Here is a 16,878-nt window from a genome sequence, read left to right as displayed (position 1 = left end):
ATTCAACAAGTTGCAAAAGCGTAGCAGCAATTTTCCAATTGGAAAGAAGAATTTTTCCGATTGGAAAAATTGTTGGCACTCGAAGGCTTTGCGCTTAGTCTGACAGCATGACAGAGCCAGAAGTCGACGACACCTCCCGGCTGGAATTTGGCCGCCGCCTGCGCCAACTACGGCGTGACAAAGGCTGGACGCTCGCCGCGCTCTCAGAGCGCTCAGGCCTTGCGATCTCCACGCTCTCCAAGGCCGAACGTGGCATCATTTCTCTCACCTATGACCGGCTGATGCTTCTGGCACGTGGGCTCGAGGTCGATCTTGCCGCGCTCTTCGATGAAAGCGGCCAAAGCTTCACCCCGGGCAGTTTCGCCGTCGCCCGCAAGGGCGAATTCGAACGTCAGGAAACTGTCAATTACGTCTATGACATGCTGTTTCCCGATCTCTGGAACAAGGCGATGACCCCCATGATGGGCTCACTCAAGGCGCGCCAACTGGTCGACTTCGAAGAATTCGTGCGCCACCCCGGGCAGGAGTTTCTCGTGGTGATGAAAGGTCAGGTCAGCGTCTTTGTCGAAGGCCGCGAACCCGTGCACCTACACGAAGGCGACAGCCTCTATTTCGACAGCGCAGTGGGCCATCTCTATGCCTCCGACGGCGATCAAGACGCGCGCATCCTGGTGGTTTGCGTGCCGGGCTGAACCCCACACACCGCCCACCCGCCTCGGAATCTCTTACAGGCAAAGAATCTACATTTCAGCCCTACAGGCCTGAAAAAAAGCAGTGAACACTGAACGTATATGTCAGAAAGCCGCCCTACCTATACTGCGGCTTTTGATTCAGATCAGCGCGGGCGCAATATCGAGCGCATAAAACGATTCTAAGAAAGAACCCCTGCGGCGCGCCATGTTGGCGTCGCAACATTGCAGTGACGCCTCTTGCGTCACAGAAAGTGTATTGTCTGGAGGCTACCATCGACACTGCAACTTGCATCGCTTGCCGCCGTCGGATCTGTGACTTTCGTCCAATAGGGTCCCCCCGGCGGCATGACGTGGTCAAATTGAGACGCGGCCAAAAGCTTGAAGTCCGCGGCCGCAATTGTTTCGTCTTCTGGATTATTGTCAGCGGCTCAGCAGCCATCTGCACATCCTTTGCCGATGGCCGCCGCCAGATTACCGGAATCGAAATGCCCGGCGACATCATTTGCGGCCTGATCGACACCGATGAGGAAGCCTGCTGGCTTGAAGCGCTTGAGGAATCCCGGATCTGTGTTCTCGATTTCTCGGCCGACGCCATGGCGCTGCGCCAGAACCCCGATTTCTTGACCGAAATGTTCAAACTTACCCACAATCGACTCGAAACCGCGATGCGGCATCTCTCAACGCTTGGGCGCCTTGATTCGACCGAACGGGTCTTGCTGTTTCTCGCCCAGATGGCGTTGCGCAAGCGCCGAACCCAACACAACGACGCGCCCGTACGCCTCAAGATGACACGCGAAGATATCGCCGATTATCTCGGACTTAACCCCGAAACGGTCAGCCGCATTTTCAGCCGGGTAAAAAAGACCGGGCTGATCAAATTCCTGTCGCCTACCGAATACCTGGTGCCCGACATGGAGGCCATCAAACATCGTCTACCGGTGCTGGTTGATCCTGGCGGCATCGCTCTCAATACAGGGGGCCACCCCCACAAAACCCCGATCAGAGAGGTAAGAGCCTGAACTTCGAATACGCGCCTCGAACTTTGATTGGCTTGGTCAACCCAACGGCACCATGGCGAGCGCAAAGCCATCGCTCAGCTGACGGCCTGCTGCAAACAACCGCCATTTCGCAGGCAATTGGCCATTCTTCCCCGCTTCAAGACCACCGCCAAAGTGATGCTGCAAACCCGATCAGACCATGCTCAGCAGTTGCGCTTTTGGCGCGAATGGGGTTTATCGGCCTTCGATCCGCGTAACCACCTGCCGCCGCACAACTGTTCAACTCCCCGTCTGACCTCTCATCTCAAAACACATCCGTGTTAAAGGAGCCTCTTAGCATGACGCCCGAGCTGGAAACCCTCGCCCGACAGTCGCTGTTGCTCTCCGCAGTGCCAGAAGCCGAAGCCGACAGTATTCTGCGTGAATCGCATCTGGTGAATTTTGATCGGGGTCAAACGATCTTTATTCAGGGCGAACGCGCCCGCGCAATCTACATCGTCGCCGACGGTTGGGTAAAACTCTACCGCGTCGCACCCAGCGGCGCCGAGGCCGTCGTCGGGGTGTTCACCCGCGGGCGCAGCTTTGGCGAGGCAGTGGCCTTTCGCAAGGATGTCTACCCGGTCTCGGCCGAATCGGTGACCAAGTGCCGCCTGATCAGGATCGACGCCGACATCTTCCTGCGCGGCATCCGCAACTCGCCTGATGTTGCCGTCGCGGTCTTGTCGGCAACTTTTCACCACCTGCACAGCCTCGTTGAACAGCTCGAAGCACTCAAAGCGCGCACCGGCGCCCAGCGCGTGGCCGAATTTCTCTGCGAATTGGCAGCACCCTGCGACGAAGGCTATTGCGAGGTCAGACTGCCTTACGACAAAGTTTTGATTGCTGGCCGTCTCGGGATGAAACCCGAAAGCCTGAGCCGCGCTTTCGCCAAGCTCAAACCGATCGGCGTGCAGATCAAACAGAACAGGGCCAATATCAAGGACATGGCCGGGCTGCGCGCCTATGCCGAAGAAGATCCCGCCGTCGCCTGGACACGGCCCTGAAGGAACAACCGACCTTCCTGATTCTCGGACCCGCCCCTAGCCCCCAGCCGCAGCCGTCAAACCCATCGCGACGATCATATAGATCGCCAAAACCAGCGAAAATCCTCGGCTCCAACCCGGTGCCTGCGCCAGTCCCAGGTATTGCCGCAGGATCACCCGTGCCTTGCCCCAGGCCAGCACAAGAATTGCCAGCGCTGGCACCAACCCGCTCTGACCGCTGAGTGCAATCAACGTGCTGCCCATCGACAAGGCGATCAGTACAATCCAGGCGCGTGTCGGCTTGAACTGGGTTTTTTCATTCATCACGCTCATCCCAGCAAATAGATGATGGGAAACAGGATCACCCAGACCAGATCGACCATATGCCAAAACTGCGCGCCGACCTCGACCGTGCGCGGCTGCGCGCGCCATGCCACCAGCCCCAAGATGACGATTCCCGCCACCACATGCGCGGCGTGAAACCCGGTGAGCATATAGTAAAACAAGAAGAACGGATGGGTTTCAAAGGTGATCCCCGCGGCCGCCTTGTCGGCATACTCAATGCCCTTGAGTACCAGAAAAACCACCCCCAACGCCGCCGCCCCGGCCAGCAAAAGCCGCACCCGCGCCCTTTGGCCGATCTCTGCCGCATGCACCGCCAGCGCGGCCATCCAACCCGACGTGACCAAGACCACGGTATTGATCCCGGCTGCTGTGCGGTGCAGATGCGATTGCGCCTCTGCAAACCCCGCCGGATCAGTGATCCGCACCGCAAGAAACGCCAAGAGACCTGCCCCAAAGACCAGCAGTTCGGAAATGATCAGAACCCACATCATCAGATCTCCGGGCAGATCATCGAACGGTGTGCTCTCGTCAGACATATCAGACATTGCCGCGCCTTCCTGCGTCGTCAAATGTTCGCCGCGCCCAGCTCTCTATCACGCCCCAACCAGCTCGCGATAGATTCGTGGCAACGCATGGGTTAACTTCTCAGGGTCAGAAATCAGAGCATAGCCACCCTGCCCGAATATCCGCGAAAACCAGGATTTACCATGCCGATCCACAGTAATTCCGAACACAGCATGCCCAGCCCGCCGCGCTTCCAGAACCGCCATACGGCTATCTTCAATGCCGTGACGGCCCTCATAGTGGTCCAGATCGTTGGGCTTGCCGTCCGTAATCACCAGCAAAAGCCGCCGTTTGCGGGCCTGCTTGGACAAATCCTGTGAAACATGGCGTACCGCCGCGCCAAGCCGCGTGTAAAACCCCGGTCTGAGCGACGCAATCCGCGACTCGATCATTGCGCTCATCGGCTCGTTAAAACCCTTGGCCTCCTGCACATAGACCCGATCCCGCTTGAGTGACGAGAAGGCATGAATCGCAAAATCGTCGCCACAGGCATCCAGCCCCCAAGAGAGCGCCGCCAACGCTTCGCGTTCAATATCAATCACCGCGCGCCCGTCATGGCCATGCCCCGGCACCGCCGCTTCGGTTGAGCGCGACACATCCAAAAGAATCGACACCGCCAGATCGCGCTTTTCGGTGCGGTTTTGCATCCACACCCGCTCGTTGCTTTCCCCGGTCGCCAGAAACTCGACCTGCGAACGCACCGCGCGCTCCATATCAAGATCATCACCGTCCAGATGTCCGGTGGTCAAAACCCGCCCTGGACGCAGCGCCTCAAACTGTCGCTTAACGGCCCGGATTCGCGCCGCCGCCTTCGGATCTTCGCGAAACGAGGGGATTTCGTTACCCGCCTCCAGCCGTGTTGCCAAAACCCGCGCATGGGCTGGCAAATAGCTTGCCGAGCGCGCGTCCCATTCGGGATAAGTATGCTTGCTTGCAAGCGCCTCGCGGTCGGCATCTTCAGGTGCGAGATCAAGGTGCAACTTAAGCCGCGTCGCGGGTGCCTTTGAAGTTTGCCCCAGACCAATTTCATCCTGATCGTCGGCCGCCTTCTTGGCATCGTCTTCGTCGTCTTCATCAACCCGCCGGTTGAGGTTGATAAACTCGGCCCAGCTTAGGATCGCCTCAAACTTGTGCAGGATAAAACTGTCATTTCGATCCGCCTGTTCGGACTTGCGCCGCCGCGCGCGACGGCTGTTCTCACCCTGCTCCTGCTCGCCGCCGCCTGCCCCTTCGGATTGCTCGGCGTCGCCTACATGCGCCTCCGAGCGATGCAGCGCGCGCAGATCAGGCCAAAGCACCACCGGCAGAAATGGTCGGTATTTTCGCGGCGCTTCAAGCCCGGACGGGTCTGCATTGCACATTGCCTCCCAAAGCCGCTCCGCACTGGGGCGCAGAGGCGCAGGATCGCCCAACATATGACGGATCACATGTTCGATATCGCGCTCGGCACTGGGCAAGGCCGGGCGGTTGCGTTGGCTCAGGGCCGCGCCACAGAGATCACCGTAGAGCCCAACAAACCCCGGCGCGTTTTCCAACGCCGCTTCAATCGTTGCACGCACCGCGTTGAGCGCCATCACATCGGCCTGCAAAAGATCATCCGGCATATCTTCAGGTGCCACAGCCGACGCCGCCGCCACCGCCAGCCAGAGATAGAGCGCCGCATTCGCCTCTCTCGCGGGAAACACCGCCAGATTTTCGGGCAGCCGAAGGGCCGCACCGTCAAAACTGGCGCGCGCAACGGTTTCGGCCTCATTGCCCAGCCACCGCGTCAGCGACAGCCGGTGATCGCTTCTCTCATCGGCAACCGGCTTGATCTCAACAGCCGGATCACCGCCAAGACCGCGAAAAAGAACCGCCAGCCGCCCGCCCACTTCACTCAGCGAAACGCGAGCGTCCTCATGTATTTCCGGCAGCTCAAGGCGGCTGGCAAACCGATGCCACAGCTTCCCGACGGTTTCCTCAGGTTCCCATGGTTCGATTTCAAGCTCGTCTGCCACAGATGTCACCCGATCACGGCGGTCACAAGGTCGAGCAGCCCACGTTTGACATCTGCGTCATCGGTCAGCGGCTCGATCATCGCGGCCAGAATGGCACGCTCCATCGGCATGCCCTGCGCCACCAATGTCGCGGCATAGATCACCAGACGGGTCGATACCCCTTCCTCCAGATCCTGCCCTTTGAGATCGCGCAGCTTGCCCGCCAGCCGAACCAGCGGTTTCACCTGATCCTCTGACAATCCGCTTTCGCGCGCAACAACGTCGATTTCAAAATCGGGTGCCGGGAAGTCAAATTCAACCGATAGAAAACGTTGCCGTGTCGAGGGTTTGAGCGTCTTGAGGATATTCTGATAGCCGGGGTTATATGACGCCACCAACATAAAGCCAGGCGCCGCTTCCAGTTCTTCACCGGTCCGATCAATTGGTAGGATTCGCCGATCATCAGTCAGCGGGTGAAGCACAACCGTTACGTCCTTGCGTGCCTCGACCACCTCATCGAGATAGCAAATCGCACCCTCGCGCACTGCGCGGGTTAGCGGGCCATCCACCCAAATCGTCTCGCCCCCCTTCAACAGGTAGCGCCCGATCAGGTCGGCGGCGGAAAGATCATCGTGGCATGCCACGGTATAGAGCGGGCGTCCCAATCTCGCGGCCATATGGGCCACAAAGCGGGTCTTGCCGCATCCCGTCGGTCCCTTGAGAAGGACCGGCAGATTGTTTTCATGGGCGGCTGCGAAGATTTCGCATTCATCACCCTGTGGCAGATAGAAGGGGGCGTCAGCCGCCCCCTCCTTCTTGTCATATGTGGCGTTCATGCCGGTCATTCCGCTGCCACGTGATCAGGGTCTTTTTCAAGACGCTCACGTTCCAGCTTGCCGGGGCGAACCAACTCTTTGCGGGGCACAAGCACCGCATAGATGAACAAGAGCGCACCCAAAACAACCGCAACACCAGAACCAAAGCGCATGGCGTAGAAGATCCAGATTTGATCCTGCACGTCCATGAAATACTCGCCGTTGACGCGCTGCAGGTGGGTTTGCACCGTGCCAGCAAAGGTCAGCGTGAAGGTCATGAACAGCATCCCGCCCGACATCAGCCAGAAGGCAGCCATGTTGAGCACTTGGTTATAGGGGTCACGTCCGCGAAGGATCGGCATCGCATAAGTGATAATCGCCAGGTTGATACAGACATAGGCACCATAGAAGGCCAGGTGACCGTGCGCCGCCGTGATCTGCGTGCCGTGGGTGTAATAGTTCACACCGTGCAGCGTGTGCAGGAAGCCCCATACACCGGCACCAAAAAAGGCCAGCGTTGAACAGCCCAGCGCCCAGAGGAGAGCTGCCTTGTTCGGGTGATCGCGACGCCCCTTCCAGACCATCACAAAGGTAAAGGCCATCATCCCGAAGAAAGGAATCACCTCAAGTGCCGAGAAGATCGAGCCGATCCACTGCCAGTAACCGGGCATGCCGATCCAGTAATAGTGGTGACCCGTGCCCAGGATTCCCGAGAACAGAGCCGTGGCAATGATAACATAGAGCCACTTTTCAACGATCTCGCGGTCAACCCCGGTCAACTTGAGCATCAAGAAAGCCAGGATAGAGGCCATGACAAGTTCCCAAGTGGCTTCCACCCAGAGGTGAACCACATACCACCAATACATCTTGTCCAACGCCAGGTTGGCAGGGTTGTAGAAGGCGAAGAGGAACAGCAATGCAATGGCCCAGAGACCCAGCAACAGGATGTTGGCAATCGCGGTTTTCTTACCCTGCAACACTGTCATCGAGATGTTGTAGAGGAAGATCAGAGCGGCCACGACGATGCCCGCCTTGACCCATTTTGGCTGCTCAAGGAACTCGCGCCCCTCTTTGCCAAGCAGGAAGTTTCCTTCAAAGAGGTTGAAGAAATAGGTCAGAACGACCCCTGCCGTGCCGAGGATCAGGATACCTAGCTGGAGATAGGCCAGCTTGGTCGAATGAATCTCACGCTCGGATTCCTCCGGGATCAAGTAGTAAGCGGCCCCGAAGAAGCCCAGCAACAGCCAGACAATCAGAGAGTTCGTATGCAGAATTCTTGCGATGTTGAAGGGCAGGATTTCTGTCAGGAAGTTCCCATCGACATAAATCCAACCCATGATCAGACCCATGCTCACCTGCACCGCAAATAGAGCCATTGCAGTGACGAAATAGGCCAGGGCGATTTTCTGTGTCTTATATTTCATGGCGTATCTCCTCAGCCCGCATCATTCGGTGGCCAATCCTGCGCTTTGATCGTGTTGACCCAAAGCAGGAAGTCCGCGAGTTCGCGGTATTCTTCGTCCGTCAAGTTGAACTGCGGCATCTGGCGCCGACCCTCGACGCCTGTCGGCATCGCGTCCATCCAGCCTTTCAGCGCGTCAAACGCCTCTTCTGGCTCGCCATCAACTCCCCAGCGCGTCATCACGTTGGCCAGTTCGGGGGCAAAATAGGCACCCTCGCCCAGGATCGTGTGACAGTTAACACAGTTATGTTTCTCCCACAGGTGTTTGCCTGCGGCGACACTCTCGGTCAACGTCTCGGTGTTGGTCGAAGTGTTGAGAATATATCTGTGGGAATGGGCCGAGAGGCCCAAAAATACGATAATAAAGAACAATGATCCGCCATAAAAAATATTGCGGGCCATGCTCTTGGTCATGACTTCACGCATAGCGTTCATCCTTCCCGTTGCATGTGTGACTAAGCTGTATTGCGCCAGATGAACCGCGACGTTCCTTAACTAAAGTCAACTCGGCAAGAATATTACAAAAAGGCTCAACATCTCTTCCCGTCTCCAAGGGCAAGATTTGAATAATTGGCGGCGCCGCGCGTACCGAGCGACTTAGTTTCCATGTTAATGTGACTATTTTTTGTGCGATTCGTCAAAGCATTACGTATTTGCCGCTTTGCCAAGCGAAACGACGCGCCGCAGCAATTCACCCGCAGCACGAGGCCCCTCAGACCCCTGTCTTACATGGGCCTTCTAGACCACAGCGCCCTTCCTCTCGCCGGTGAAAACCGGCCAGAGTTCGATGACAAAAAGAGCGAAAGCGGCGATCCATAAAGCCCCCGCAAACAGAACGCCGAGATAGTAATAATCCGGCCAGCCCGAGGCCACAAATCTCGCGATCGCAGCCAGTGGAATCAGCACATAAGCCATTGCCACCGACCAAGGCGCCACAAGCGCGCGTCCCGAATGACCCAGTGCCGCCCGCGACATAACAGCCACAGTCATGCCTCCGACCGCACCGATTCCCAAAACGTGCAACGCCGCCACCTCCGAGCCGATATCAAGCGCCGCAAGCCCAAGCACGATCAGCCCGGCTGCGTTCATGGCGTATCCCAAATGCAGCGACCACAGAATCGGTTGTCGAACTGTCCATAAACTCTGCCAACGGCTCAACCGCACCAGCGCCGCCAGACCTGCGGCAATCGCCACGGCGCCAAAAACCGGCCCGCCCAGATCAACAAGCGCCAGCAATGGCAGGCCCAACGCACAGGCAATCGCCACAATCATTGCCGGTTTCAAATCACTCGGCAGGTCTTTGAATTCAGCTCCCGCTTTCATCATCGCATTGCGCGTAAAGGCTGGTGTAACCCGCCCGCCCAACACCATGATCAGCGCCGAAATTGTCAGCAACCCGGCCCGCAGCCCCTCGGCCGCGCCATCGCCGGTCAAATCCATCCATTCCAGATGCACGCGCAGATTCGCCCCCCAGAAGAACGCCAGAACCACCAGAAAGATCATCTGTTGCGGTTTGGGGTTTTGCATCAGAAGCATCAGAACTCTCACCCAAAGCACCAACACAAAGGCAAGATCGACCACCGCAACAACCATCGGCGGCAACATCCCCGAAGACCAGACCGCGATTCGTCCCAGAACCCAGACACCTGCAGCCAGCAGGAAGAAGCCATGACCCGCCCCCTTGCCCCCAACCCAATTGGGCGCGGCGGTCATCAAAAATCCGGCAATCACGGCGGCGCCATAACCAAAGATCATCTCATGTGCGTGCCAATAGTGCGGTGCCATCGCAAACGGCAGGTCACTTACCAGACCACCGGCCGCATGAATGCCCAGATACCCTTCCCAGACCAACATGGCGAACACCGCAAACAGCCCCGCCAGCAGAAAAAATATCCGGTAGCCCGCTGAAAAAACCCGCATGATCATGTTCATCTTGAGCCTGCTTTTCCGCTAAAGGCCCTGGCTGCACGCGCTCATGATGAGCGTCGTGCGGCACAATGCCTGACCAAAGTTGTAAACTCCACTGTGATGAACCCATGCAAAAACCACCTTAACGAAAGTCAAGGAGAGCAAGCGTTCAAAGCGTGAAACTGCCCCAAGCCTCACCAAGGGCGGGACAATTGCCTTTCTGACGCAAACTCCCCCACGCACCTTTGATGCCGTATACTATGGAAAAACAGGCATGTTTCAGGCAAACATGACCAAAGACATACACGATCAAACCCGGCGAAACGTATCAAGTCTGGAAACCGAGAATGCCCCAATCACCTCAGAGCTTTCCAAACACCTCCGACGCCGCGCCGGTCGCAATCATCGTGGCCCATGGCAGCCCCTCTGACCCTGCCCCACACGAACGCGTCATGCAGGGACTGGCCACCAAAGTGGCGCATCACCTGCCCGGTTGGCGCATCGAAGGCACGACGCTGGCCAACCCGGGAGCTTTCGAGGCCGCCCTCGGCCGGGTCGAAAACCCGTTGATCTACCCGTTCTTCATGGCCCGTGGCTGGTTCACCGAAACCCACCTGATCAAACGGATTGGCGATCACCCGGCCCATGTCTTGCCACCCACTGGCGTTGATCCTGCCCTGCCCGACCTTTTCGCTGACATACTGCGCGCTGTACTTGCACAGCGTGACTGGGATGCAGGCGATACAACCCTCCTGCTCGCCGCCCACGGCAGCAAATCCCTTCGCCCTGCCAGCTCCGAAAGCGCGCTCGTCACGGCAAAGCTGCTCGGTCATGTCCTGGGTTTTCGCCGCACCGTTACAGGCTTTATCGAACAGCCCCCCTATCTTGGCGAAACCGCCCGCGATCTGGGTCAGGCGATCTGCCTTCCGTTCTTTGCCATGAAGGCCGGCCATGTGCTCACCGATCTGCCCCAAGCCTTGGCCGAGGCAAAATTCGACGGCCCCGTTCTGCCCGTCCTGGCCCAAGCCAGCGGCCTGCCCGCCCTGATCGCAAACAGCCTCAGACGCCACGCCACAGAAAGACACGCCGCATGAGCACCCCGTCCAAATCCAAGCCAAGCCCCAAGCCAAGCCTGAAGCTCTGCGCGGTCATCTTCCCCTTCGCCTACGGCGGCGTAGGGGTCAACGTCTTCTTCGTTTTCCTGCTGTTACAGCCGCTCGGGTTCGCTGCAATCTCGCCCCATATGGCCGCTCTGATCACCCTGCCGCTCTCGATCCCGGCAACATGGCTTGGCGCCCGCTGGATTGCCTCACTGATTGCCGAGGCAGAAAAGACCCCCGGCGAATCCTGACTTCTGTTGCGACGCCGGGGTCGCCTATCCGGCCATGCGAAGTGACAGCTTCTCCAACATACTCAGACATTTTCCCAATTCATCGCGGGAAACAAATTCATCCGCCTTATGCGCCTGCTCGATTGAACCGGGCCCGCAAACCACCACATCCATGCCAAAGCTCTGGAAAATCCCGGCCTCCGTGCCAAACGGTACCAGCCCAGCACCATTAGCTCCGGTCAACTCGGCAACAATCTGGCGCGCCTCGTTCTCGTCTGCCGGTATCAACCCCTCGACCTCGCCAATCACTTGCGTTTCAATCCTTGCCTCAGGACAAACCGCGCGCATCGCTGGAAGCAGATCCTCCTCGCAATAGGCCAAAAGGTCCGACTTGACGAAATCTGCGTCCGCCTTCTGCACGGGCCGCATCTCCCATTCCACCGCCGCCGTCTCGACGATCACGTTATGCGCTACCCCGCCATGCAGGCCACCCACGTTCACCGTGGTCCAGGGCGGCTCAAACCGGCTGTCCTCGGGCACCCTATCGCGCAACTGATCTTTCAATTGCAAAAGCCGCGAAACATAGCGCACCGCGTATTCCACCGCATTCACCCCCGCATCCGGGTCCGATCCATGCCCGGCTAGCCCGTGAAAATGCGTGGTGTATTCAAAGCAGCCCTTATGCCCCTCGATGATGCGCATCTCGGTCGGCTCGCCAATGATCGCCATACCCGGTCGCAACCCGCGCTCGCGCATCATCTCGACCAGATGGCGCGCCCCGAGACAACCCACCTCCTCGTCATGGGTAAACGCGAAATGGATAGGCCGCGCGCCCACCCGCTCGGCAAATCGCGGTGCCATAGCAATGCAGGCGGCAATAAACCCCTTCATGTCGCAGGTGCCGCGCCCAAAAAGTTTGCCGTCACGCTCGATCATCTCAAACGGGTCACTGGTCCAGGCCTGCCCGGCCACAGGCACCACGTCACTATGCCCCGACAGCATCAAACCGCCCTCAACGTCCGGCCCGATCGTGGCGATCAGATTGGCCTTGGTGCCACTCTCGTCATGCTGCAAATCCACCCGCGCGCCCAGATCACCCAGAAGGTCGGCCAGGTAGACCATCATCTCAAGATTGCTGTCTGCGGAGATCGTCGGAAAGGCGATCAACCGCTCCAGATGCGCGCAGGTGCTCTCCAACATATCCATTTGATACCTCTCCAAACCGCCTACTCAGCCGCTTCAATTACATCCGCCGACCCGCGCCCGGTCACGGCCAGAACCCATTCGCAAACCGATTTGATCTCGGGCGTCAACTTATGCGCCAAGCCGCCCGAAAATGCCTCAAACGCGGCTTCATTGGCGACGTTCAGCCCTACAAGAACCGGCACGTCCCGCGCAATCGCCTCGGCGATCACCGCGCGCAGCCCATTGCCCTCTGCCTCGCTCTTGCCGAACTTGTTGATGATCATAAGATCCGCGCCCTTCTCAAGCGCCGCTGCCACCTGCCCCGCCGCATCTTCCAGCGCCGGACTGTCCAGCCGACACCCGCGCGATCCGCGTCCCAGAGACTGCGAAATTCGGATCACCGGCCCATCTGGAAGAATCTGCACGTCCATGTCGCAAGGGCCGTCCGGCTGACATTCAGTGTTGATCTGCACAAGACCACAGGTCTTCACCCCCCGCGCACGGGCAAACCCGGCCACCTCCTGCAACAAGAGATCAGTGCCACCACGCCGGTTGGCCATGCAATAGGCAATATTCATGTGCCACCTCCGTCCATCTGTTCGCCGCATCTCTCAAACTCGATACTACCAGTACGCACCGATTCCAAGGGCCGCGCCGGTCACGGCGACCCTGCAAAATTGCGCACCGGCCCAGATCATGTTTGAAAAACCGCGCTACCCGCGTCACGTTGAACACGCCACCAAGGGAGCGCGCGTCTTGCAGGATCAGCCAAAAACCATTGCCATCATCGGGGCCGGTATCGTCGGAGTTTCAACCGCGATCTGGCTGCAACGCGCCGGTCACAAGGTCTTGCTGATCGAACGCGAGACGCAGGCGGGCGAGGCCGCAAGCTATGGCAATGCTGGGCTTCTGGCCTCCTGCGCCGTGGTGCCGGTGACAGAACCGGGTCTGATGCTGAAAGCCCCCGGCATGCTGCTTGGGCGCGATCAGCCGTTGTTCATGAAATGGGGCTACCTGCCCCGGCTCATGCCCTGGCTCGCCAAATTCCTCTCCCATGCCACCGCCGCCGAGGCCCGCCGTATCGCTGCGGCGCTCAAAGGCGTGATCGGTGACAGCCTCAACGATCATCTGGCTTTGGCCGAAAGCACTGGCGCCGAGCGCTGGATCGTGCCTTCGGATTACCTCTTCCTCTACCGCGACCGCGCCGATTTCGCCCATGACGCCTTTAGCTGGCAGGTCCGTCGCGAACTCGGCTTTGAATGGGACGAGTTAGAGCGCGACGCGCTAGCACGCTACGATCCGATTTTCTCTGACAAGGTCGGCTTTGCCGCGCGTCTCGGCGATCACGGGCGGATCAGCGACCCGGGCGCCTATGTCAAAGCCCTCGCCGCGCATGCGCTGGCCAATGGCGCAAAGATGATCAAGGCCACCGTCACCGATTTCGCCCAAGCCAACGGACGCATCACCGGCGTGCGCGGAGGTGGCGAGACGATCCCCTGCGACGGTGTCGTGCTGGCCACCGGCGCGTGGTCAAAGGCACTCGGCGCCAAGCTTGGCCTCAATGTGCCGCTGGAAACCGAGCGGGGCTATCATGTCGAGCTTTGGCAGCCCTCGGCGATGCCGCGCTCTCCGGTCATGGTGGCGGCGGGTAAATTCGTGATGACCCCGATGGAAGGCCGCCTGCGCCTTGCCGGCGTGGTCGAGCTTGGCGGTCTTGACGCCCCTGCCTCCAAAGCGCCCACGGCGATGTTGCGCCGCCATCTCGCGCGGGTGTTACCCAATCTGAGCTGGGCACAAGAAACCGAATGGATGGGTCACCGACCCGCCCCCGCCGATTCGATCCCCGCCATCGGCGAAGTGCCAGGACTCAAGGGCGCCTGGGTCGGTTTCGGACATCATCATGTTGGTTTGACCGGCGGTCCCAAAACCGGTCGGATGCTTGCGCAGATGATTTCGGGGCACCGCCCCAATCTCGACATGACGCCCTATTCCCCGGCGCGGTACATTCGCTAAAACGGGCGCACCCGAGGGGTTGCGCCGCCTAACGGCGTCGCGGGGGGCCTCGCTCCGCTCGGCCCCAGTCAAAGTCCACTGGTCTGCCCAAATTGCAAGCCGCGCACCTGTGGCAGCGTTGCGCGGTGGATATTTTGGGCAAGATGAAGCGCATCGTCAGGCAGTCAGACGCCCTTTGGTGATCTCCGGCAGGCGCGTGGCGGGCGGGGTGTTACGACTGCGCAAGCTTCGCACCGCACCATCAATCACGGTCATCCCCACGCCCGGCAGATTACCCAGTTGCACCGATTCGAGCATATTCTTGCCCGGCGCATGCTGGGCCTGGTCCATCAGCACAAAATCGGCGGCGCGCCCCACTTCCATCAACCCCTGATCGAGTTCGCGCTGGCGCGCCGTGTTGCCATTGGCAAAGCAGAACGCCACCTCGGCCGGAACGTCACCCAGCGATGAGAGCATGGCCACCATCCGCAAGATCCCCAAGGGTTGCACACCAGAGCCCGCCGGGCCATCGGTGCCCAGGATAATCCGATCCATCTGTTTCAGCTCGCGCGCTGTGTTCAGCGTCAGCAAGGCAGCGCGTTCGTTGCCGTTATGCACGATCTCAAGACCCGCGGTGCAGCTTTCGCACAGGCACATGATCTGATCGTCAGGCAGCGCCGAATGCCCGCCATTGATATGGCCGATCACATCCGTGCCGGTTTCCAGCACCATATCCGCATCAATCAGCCCCGAGCCGGGTATGCTCGGCCCACCCGTGTGAATCGTGCTCTGAATGCCGTATTTGCGCGCCCAATCAACCATCTGTTTCGCGGTCTTGCCATCCTTGACCGTGCCAAGTCCGACCTCGCCCAGAAGCGTCACGCCTGCGGCGGCCATGTCTTTGAAATCATCCTCGACCATGCCTTCTTCAAGCACGGGCGCACCGGCCATCACCTTCATACCCGAGGGGCGGAAATTCTCGTACCAGCGCTGCGCCGCGATCGCCATCGCCTTGAGGCCCACGATATCCTTGGGGCGCCCCGGCATATGCACCTCGCCGGCCGAGATCAGCGTGGTGACACCGCCATGCAGCGTCGAATCGATCCAGTTAACCTGTTGCTGGCGCGGCGTGTAATCCCCCACCACCGGATGCACATGACTGTCGATCAGCCCCGGTGCAATGGTCACGCCATGGGCATCAACCTCGGTGTCGGCGCCTTCGCAATCAATGTCTTTCTCATAGCCGATGGCGGTAATTTTGCCATCCACGGCCACCACACAATCACCATCGAGAATCGGCGCTTCCATCTTCCCCGACAGAATCATCCCGATATTGCGGATCACCAGTTTTGCCATCTGCAAATCCTCCTTTGCGTTATTCGTTAGTGTGCAAACGGAGAGGCACCCGCGTCAAGCCTTCGCTGGCGAAATTCACATCAAATCGACTTACAGACCCCGCGTCGCGCGCGCTTACGGCATTATTCGGAAATGCAGATCTTGCCATCAATAGCCGCCTTGGTGGTGCGCACCAGAAGCCCCACGATGATCAGGCATAGCACCGCCAACAGCCCCCCACCCATCAGCCGATGGATATCTGACCCGCTCAGCGCCGCAAAACGGAAACTTGCGATCGTCACTGCAGCGAACGGAAAGCTCAGCGCCCAGAAGCTGATTGCGAACTCAAGCTTGAGGATGCGCGGCAATTGCACCAAAACAAGCGCCGTAAAGAAATACGACCCGTTGATCAGGATCTGCGCAAACGGGTCGATCTCTCCACCATTGAGCCGCAGCCACGCCACGAATGCGACCGCAGGCGGCGCGATCAGGATAACCAGCGACGGCTGCAACCGCGACGGCATCGGATCGTGAAACACCAACCGGTTGATCACCAGCGTCAACAGCACGATCCAGAAGATCAGCCCAACGGACATGAAATACCAACTCAGTTCGACAAATCCCAACGGCACGCCCGCAATCGGCACGATCACATTGCCCACCGCCGGAATGAACCAGGCCGGGTTGAGCATGCCATGCTGAAAGCTACGCGTGCCGATCCAGTTACTGACCACCGCAATCGTCAGCACGAATTGCAGCGCCGCACCCGCCATCCACAGCCCCCCGGCCAGAGCGATATTGCGCTCCAGCGTCGCCGTGGCCAACAACAACAGCGAAATCGCTATCGCCGGGAAGAAGCTCAACCGTACGGGATGACGCCATTCCGCTACCACCGCGCCGGGATAGATCACCATCTTGGCAAGGTATCCGGCAGAGATCAGCACAAAGACGGCGCAGGTGAAGCAATAAAACAGGTTCGACATCTGCCCGCCCCAGCCAAAGGCGCTTTCAGCCGCATGCATGGCCAGCGCCAACCCCGCCAACCCCATCACCATGCCGAAAAGCGGCACGGGGTAATGCTTCAATCCACGCTCAGGCATTATAACCGCTGCATCACTCATGGCGCGCCCTTTCGACTACCAGTCATTCGATTCGCAAGTTATATCTCATTTTCGGAATATATAAGCAAGGGGCCGCGATGAAGCGGCCCCCTTGTAAGCTTTTCAGTCTACGCAGGGAGCGAGTCTGCCCCCA

The 16,878-nt window shown here is 59.0% G+C and carries 17 protein-coding genes; 6 read left to right on the top strand and 11 right to left on the bottom strand.

The features are described from left to right. Nucleotides 1-107: 107 nt before the first annotated feature. The 3 genes from LZG00_15360 (at nucleotide 108) to LZG00_15350 (ending at nucleotide 2,733) form a co-directional block, all read left to right on the top strand. Nucleotides 108-692, top strand: a complete 585-nt coding sequence (locus tag LZG00_15360; GenBank protein ID MCF3595374.1) for an XRE family transcriptional regulator — start codon at nucleotides 108-110, stop codon at nucleotides 690-692. Nucleotides 693-1,042: 350 nt separating this feature from the next. Further along, the gene (locus LZG00_15355) at nucleotides 1,043-1,711 is read left to right on the top strand and encodes a Crp/Fnr family transcriptional regulator (protein MCF3595373.1); all 669 of its coding nucleotides are present in this window, start codon (nucleotides 1,043-1,045) and stop codon (nucleotides 1,709-1,711) included. 317 nt (nucleotides 1,712-2,028) lie between these two features. Next, nucleotides 2,029-2,733: a Crp/Fnr family transcriptional regulator gene (locus LZG00_15350; GenBank protein MCF3595372.1), complete on the top strand. Its 705-nt coding sequence runs from the start codon at nucleotides 2,029-2,031 to the stop codon at nucleotides 2,731-2,733. A gap of 36 nt (nucleotides 2,734-2,769) precedes the next feature. Here LZG00_15350 and LZG00_15345 read toward each other — a convergent pair whose 3' ends face one another. The 7 genes from LZG00_15345 to LZG00_15315 form a co-directional block, all read right to left on the bottom strand. Continuing rightward, complete coding sequence (locus LZG00_15345; GenBank protein MCF3595371.1) at nucleotides 2,770-3,036, bottom strand: cytochrome C oxidase subunit IV family protein; 267 nt, start codon at nucleotides 3,034-3,036, stop codon at nucleotides 2,770-2,772. 5 nt (nucleotides 3,037-3,041) lie between these two features. Beyond that, nucleotides 3,042-3,593 (bottom strand): cytochrome c oxidase subunit 3, encoded by a 552-nt coding sequence (locus LZG00_15340; GenBank protein ID MCF3595370.1) that lies wholly within the window; start codon nucleotides 3,591-3,593, stop codon nucleotides 3,042-3,044. 57 nt (nucleotides 3,594-3,650) lie between these two features. Then, a complete protein-coding gene (locus tag LZG00_15335) occupies nucleotides 3,651-5,618 on the bottom strand; it encodes a VWA domain-containing protein (GenBank protein MCF3595369.1) in 1,968 nt (655 codons plus the stop codon). Between the two features lie 5 nt (nucleotides 5,619-5,623). Then, on the bottom strand, nucleotides 5,624-6,433 hold the full coding sequence (locus LZG00_15330) for a CbbQ/NirQ/NorQ/GpvN family protein (GenBank protein MCF3595368.1): 810 nt from the start codon (nucleotides 6,431-6,433) through the stop codon (nucleotides 5,624-5,626). A gap of 5 nt (nucleotides 6,434-6,438) precedes the next feature. Further along, nucleotides 6,439-7,836 (bottom strand): cbb3-type cytochrome c oxidase subunit I, encoded by a 1,398-nt coding sequence (locus LZG00_15325; protein MCF3595367.1) that lies wholly within the window; start codon nucleotides 7,834-7,836, stop codon nucleotides 6,439-6,441. Between the two features lie 11 nt (nucleotides 7,837-7,847). Further along, nucleotides 7,848-8,300 (bottom strand): cytochrome c, encoded by a 453-nt coding sequence (locus tag LZG00_15320; protein ID MCF3595366.1) that lies wholly within the window; start codon nucleotides 8,298-8,300, stop codon nucleotides 7,848-7,850. Nucleotides 8,301-8,612: 312 nt separating this feature from the next. Continuing rightward, nucleotides 8,613-9,806: an NnrS family protein gene (locus LZG00_15315; GenBank protein ID MCF3595365.1), complete on the bottom strand. Its 1,194-nt coding sequence runs from the start codon at nucleotides 9,804-9,806 to the stop codon at nucleotides 8,613-8,615. A gap of 323 nt (nucleotides 9,807-10,129) precedes the next feature. On the opposite strand from LZG00_15315, the gene LZG00_15310 reads away from it, so the two are divergent. After that, nucleotides 10,130-10,876 (top strand): cobalamin biosynthesis protein CbiX, encoded by a 747-nt coding sequence (locus LZG00_15310; protein ID MCF3595364.1) that lies wholly within the window; start codon nucleotides 10,130-10,132, stop codon nucleotides 10,874-10,876. After that, nucleotides 10,873-11,133 carry a hypothetical protein gene (locus LZG00_15305; GenBank protein ID MCF3595363.1) on the top strand — a complete coding sequence of 87 codons (261 nt, stop codon included), beginning with the start codon at nucleotides 10,873-10,875 and terminating at the stop codon, nucleotides 11,131-11,133. The genes LZG00_15310 and LZG00_15305 overlap by 4 nt, the downstream gene beginning before the upstream one ends. Before the next feature lie 24 nt (nucleotides 11,134-11,157). Here the strand turns inward: LZG00_15305 and argE are convergent, their stop codons facing one another. Next, complete coding sequence (argE, locus tag LZG00_15300; protein ID MCF3595362.1) at nucleotides 11,158-12,312, bottom strand: acetylornithine deacetylase; 1,155 nt, start codon at nucleotides 12,310-12,312, stop codon at nucleotides 11,158-11,160. Between the two features lie 26 nt (nucleotides 12,313-12,338). Continuing rightward, nucleotides 12,339-12,875, bottom strand: a complete 537-nt coding sequence (locus LZG00_15295) for a DUF2478 domain-containing protein (GenBank protein ID MCF3595361.1) — start codon at nucleotides 12,873-12,875, stop codon at nucleotides 12,339-12,341. Between the two features lie 118 nt (nucleotides 12,876-12,993). Between LZG00_15295 and LZG00_15290 the strand changes: the two genes are divergently transcribed. Further along, complete coding sequence (locus LZG00_15290; GenBank protein ID MCF3595360.1) at nucleotides 12,994-14,310, top strand: FAD-dependent oxidoreductase; 1,317 nt, start codon at nucleotides 12,994-12,996, stop codon at nucleotides 14,308-14,310. Between the two features lie 156 nt (nucleotides 14,311-14,466). On the opposite strand, the gene LZG00_15285 is transcribed toward LZG00_15290, so the two are convergent. Beyond that, on the bottom strand, nucleotides 14,467-15,645 hold the full coding sequence (locus tag LZG00_15285; GenBank protein ID MCF3595359.1) for an amidohydrolase family protein: 1,179 nt from the start codon (nucleotides 15,643-15,645) through the stop codon (nucleotides 14,467-14,469). A gap of 122 nt (nucleotides 15,646-15,767) precedes the next feature. Continuing rightward, on the bottom strand, nucleotides 15,768-16,745 hold the full coding sequence (locus LZG00_15280; GenBank protein ID MCF3595358.1) for an SLAC1 anion channel family protein: 978 nt from the start codon (nucleotides 16,743-16,745) through the stop codon (nucleotides 15,768-15,770). Between the last annotated feature and the right edge of the window lie 133 nt (nucleotides 16,746-16,878).

Source organism: Rhodobacteraceae bacterium LMO-JJ12 (genome assembly GCA_021555075.1).
Classification (GTDB): Bacteria; Pseudomonadota; Alphaproteobacteria; order Rhodobacterales; family Rhodobacteraceae; genus JAKGBX01.
Note: the sequence above shows the minus strand (reverse complement) of the source record. Positions and strands in the feature narration are given on the sequence as shown.

Coding starts and splice junctions, on each gene's coding strand:
- LZG00_15285 (MCF3595359.1), bottom strand. CDS start 15,645: ATGGCAAAACTGGTGATCCGCAATATCGGGATGATTCTGTCGGGGAAG.
- LZG00_15290 (MCF3595360.1), top strand. CDS start 12,994: ATGTTTGAAAAACCGCGCTACCCGCGTCACGTTGAACACGCCACCAAG.
- LZG00_15330 (MCF3595368.1), bottom strand. CDS start 6,433: ATGAACGCCACATATGACAAGAAGGAGGGGGCGGCTGACGCCCCCTTC.
- LZG00_15310 (MCF3595364.1), top strand. CDS start 10,130: ATGCCCCAATCACCTCAGAGCTTTCCAAACACCTCCGACGCCGCGCCG.
- LZG00_15295 (MCF3595361.1), bottom strand. CDS start 12,875: ATGAATATTGCCTATTGCATGGCCAACCGGCGTGGTGGCACTGATCTC.
- LZG00_15350 (MCF3595372.1), top strand. CDS start 2,029: ATGACGCCCGAGCTGGAAACCCTCGCCCGACAGTCGCTGTTGCTCTCC.
- LZG00_15280 (MCF3595358.1), bottom strand. CDS start 16,745: ATGAGTGATGCAGCGGTTATAATGCCTGAGCGTGGATTGAAGCATTAC.
- LZG00_15320 (MCF3595366.1), bottom strand. CDS start 8,300: ATGCGTGAAGTCATGACCAAGAGCATGGCCCGCAATATTTTTTATGGC.
- LZG00_15360 (MCF3595374.1), top strand. CDS start 108: ATGACAGAGCCAGAAGTCGACGACACCTCCCGGCTGGAATTTGGCCGC.
- LZG00_15345 (MCF3595371.1), bottom strand. CDS start 3,036: ATGAATGAAAAAACCCAGTTCAAGCCGACACGCGCCTGGATTGTACTG.
- LZG00_15325 (MCF3595367.1), bottom strand. CDS start 7,836: ATGAAATATAAGACACAGAAAATCGCCCTGGCCTATTTCGTCACTGCA.
- LZG00_15305 (MCF3595363.1), top strand. CDS start 10,873: ATGAGCACCCCGTCCAAATCCAAGCCAAGCCCCAAGCCAAGCCTGAAG.
- LZG00_15340 (MCF3595370.1), bottom strand. CDS start 3,593: ATGTCTGACGAGAGCACACCGTTCGATGATCTGCCCGGAGATCTGATG.
- argE (MCF3595362.1), bottom strand. CDS start 12,312: ATGTTGGAGAGCACCTGCGCGCATCTGGAGCGGTTGATCGCCTTTCCG.
- LZG00_15315 (MCF3595365.1), bottom strand. CDS start 9,806: ATGAACATGATCATGCGGGTTTTTTCAGCGGGCTACCGGATATTTTTT.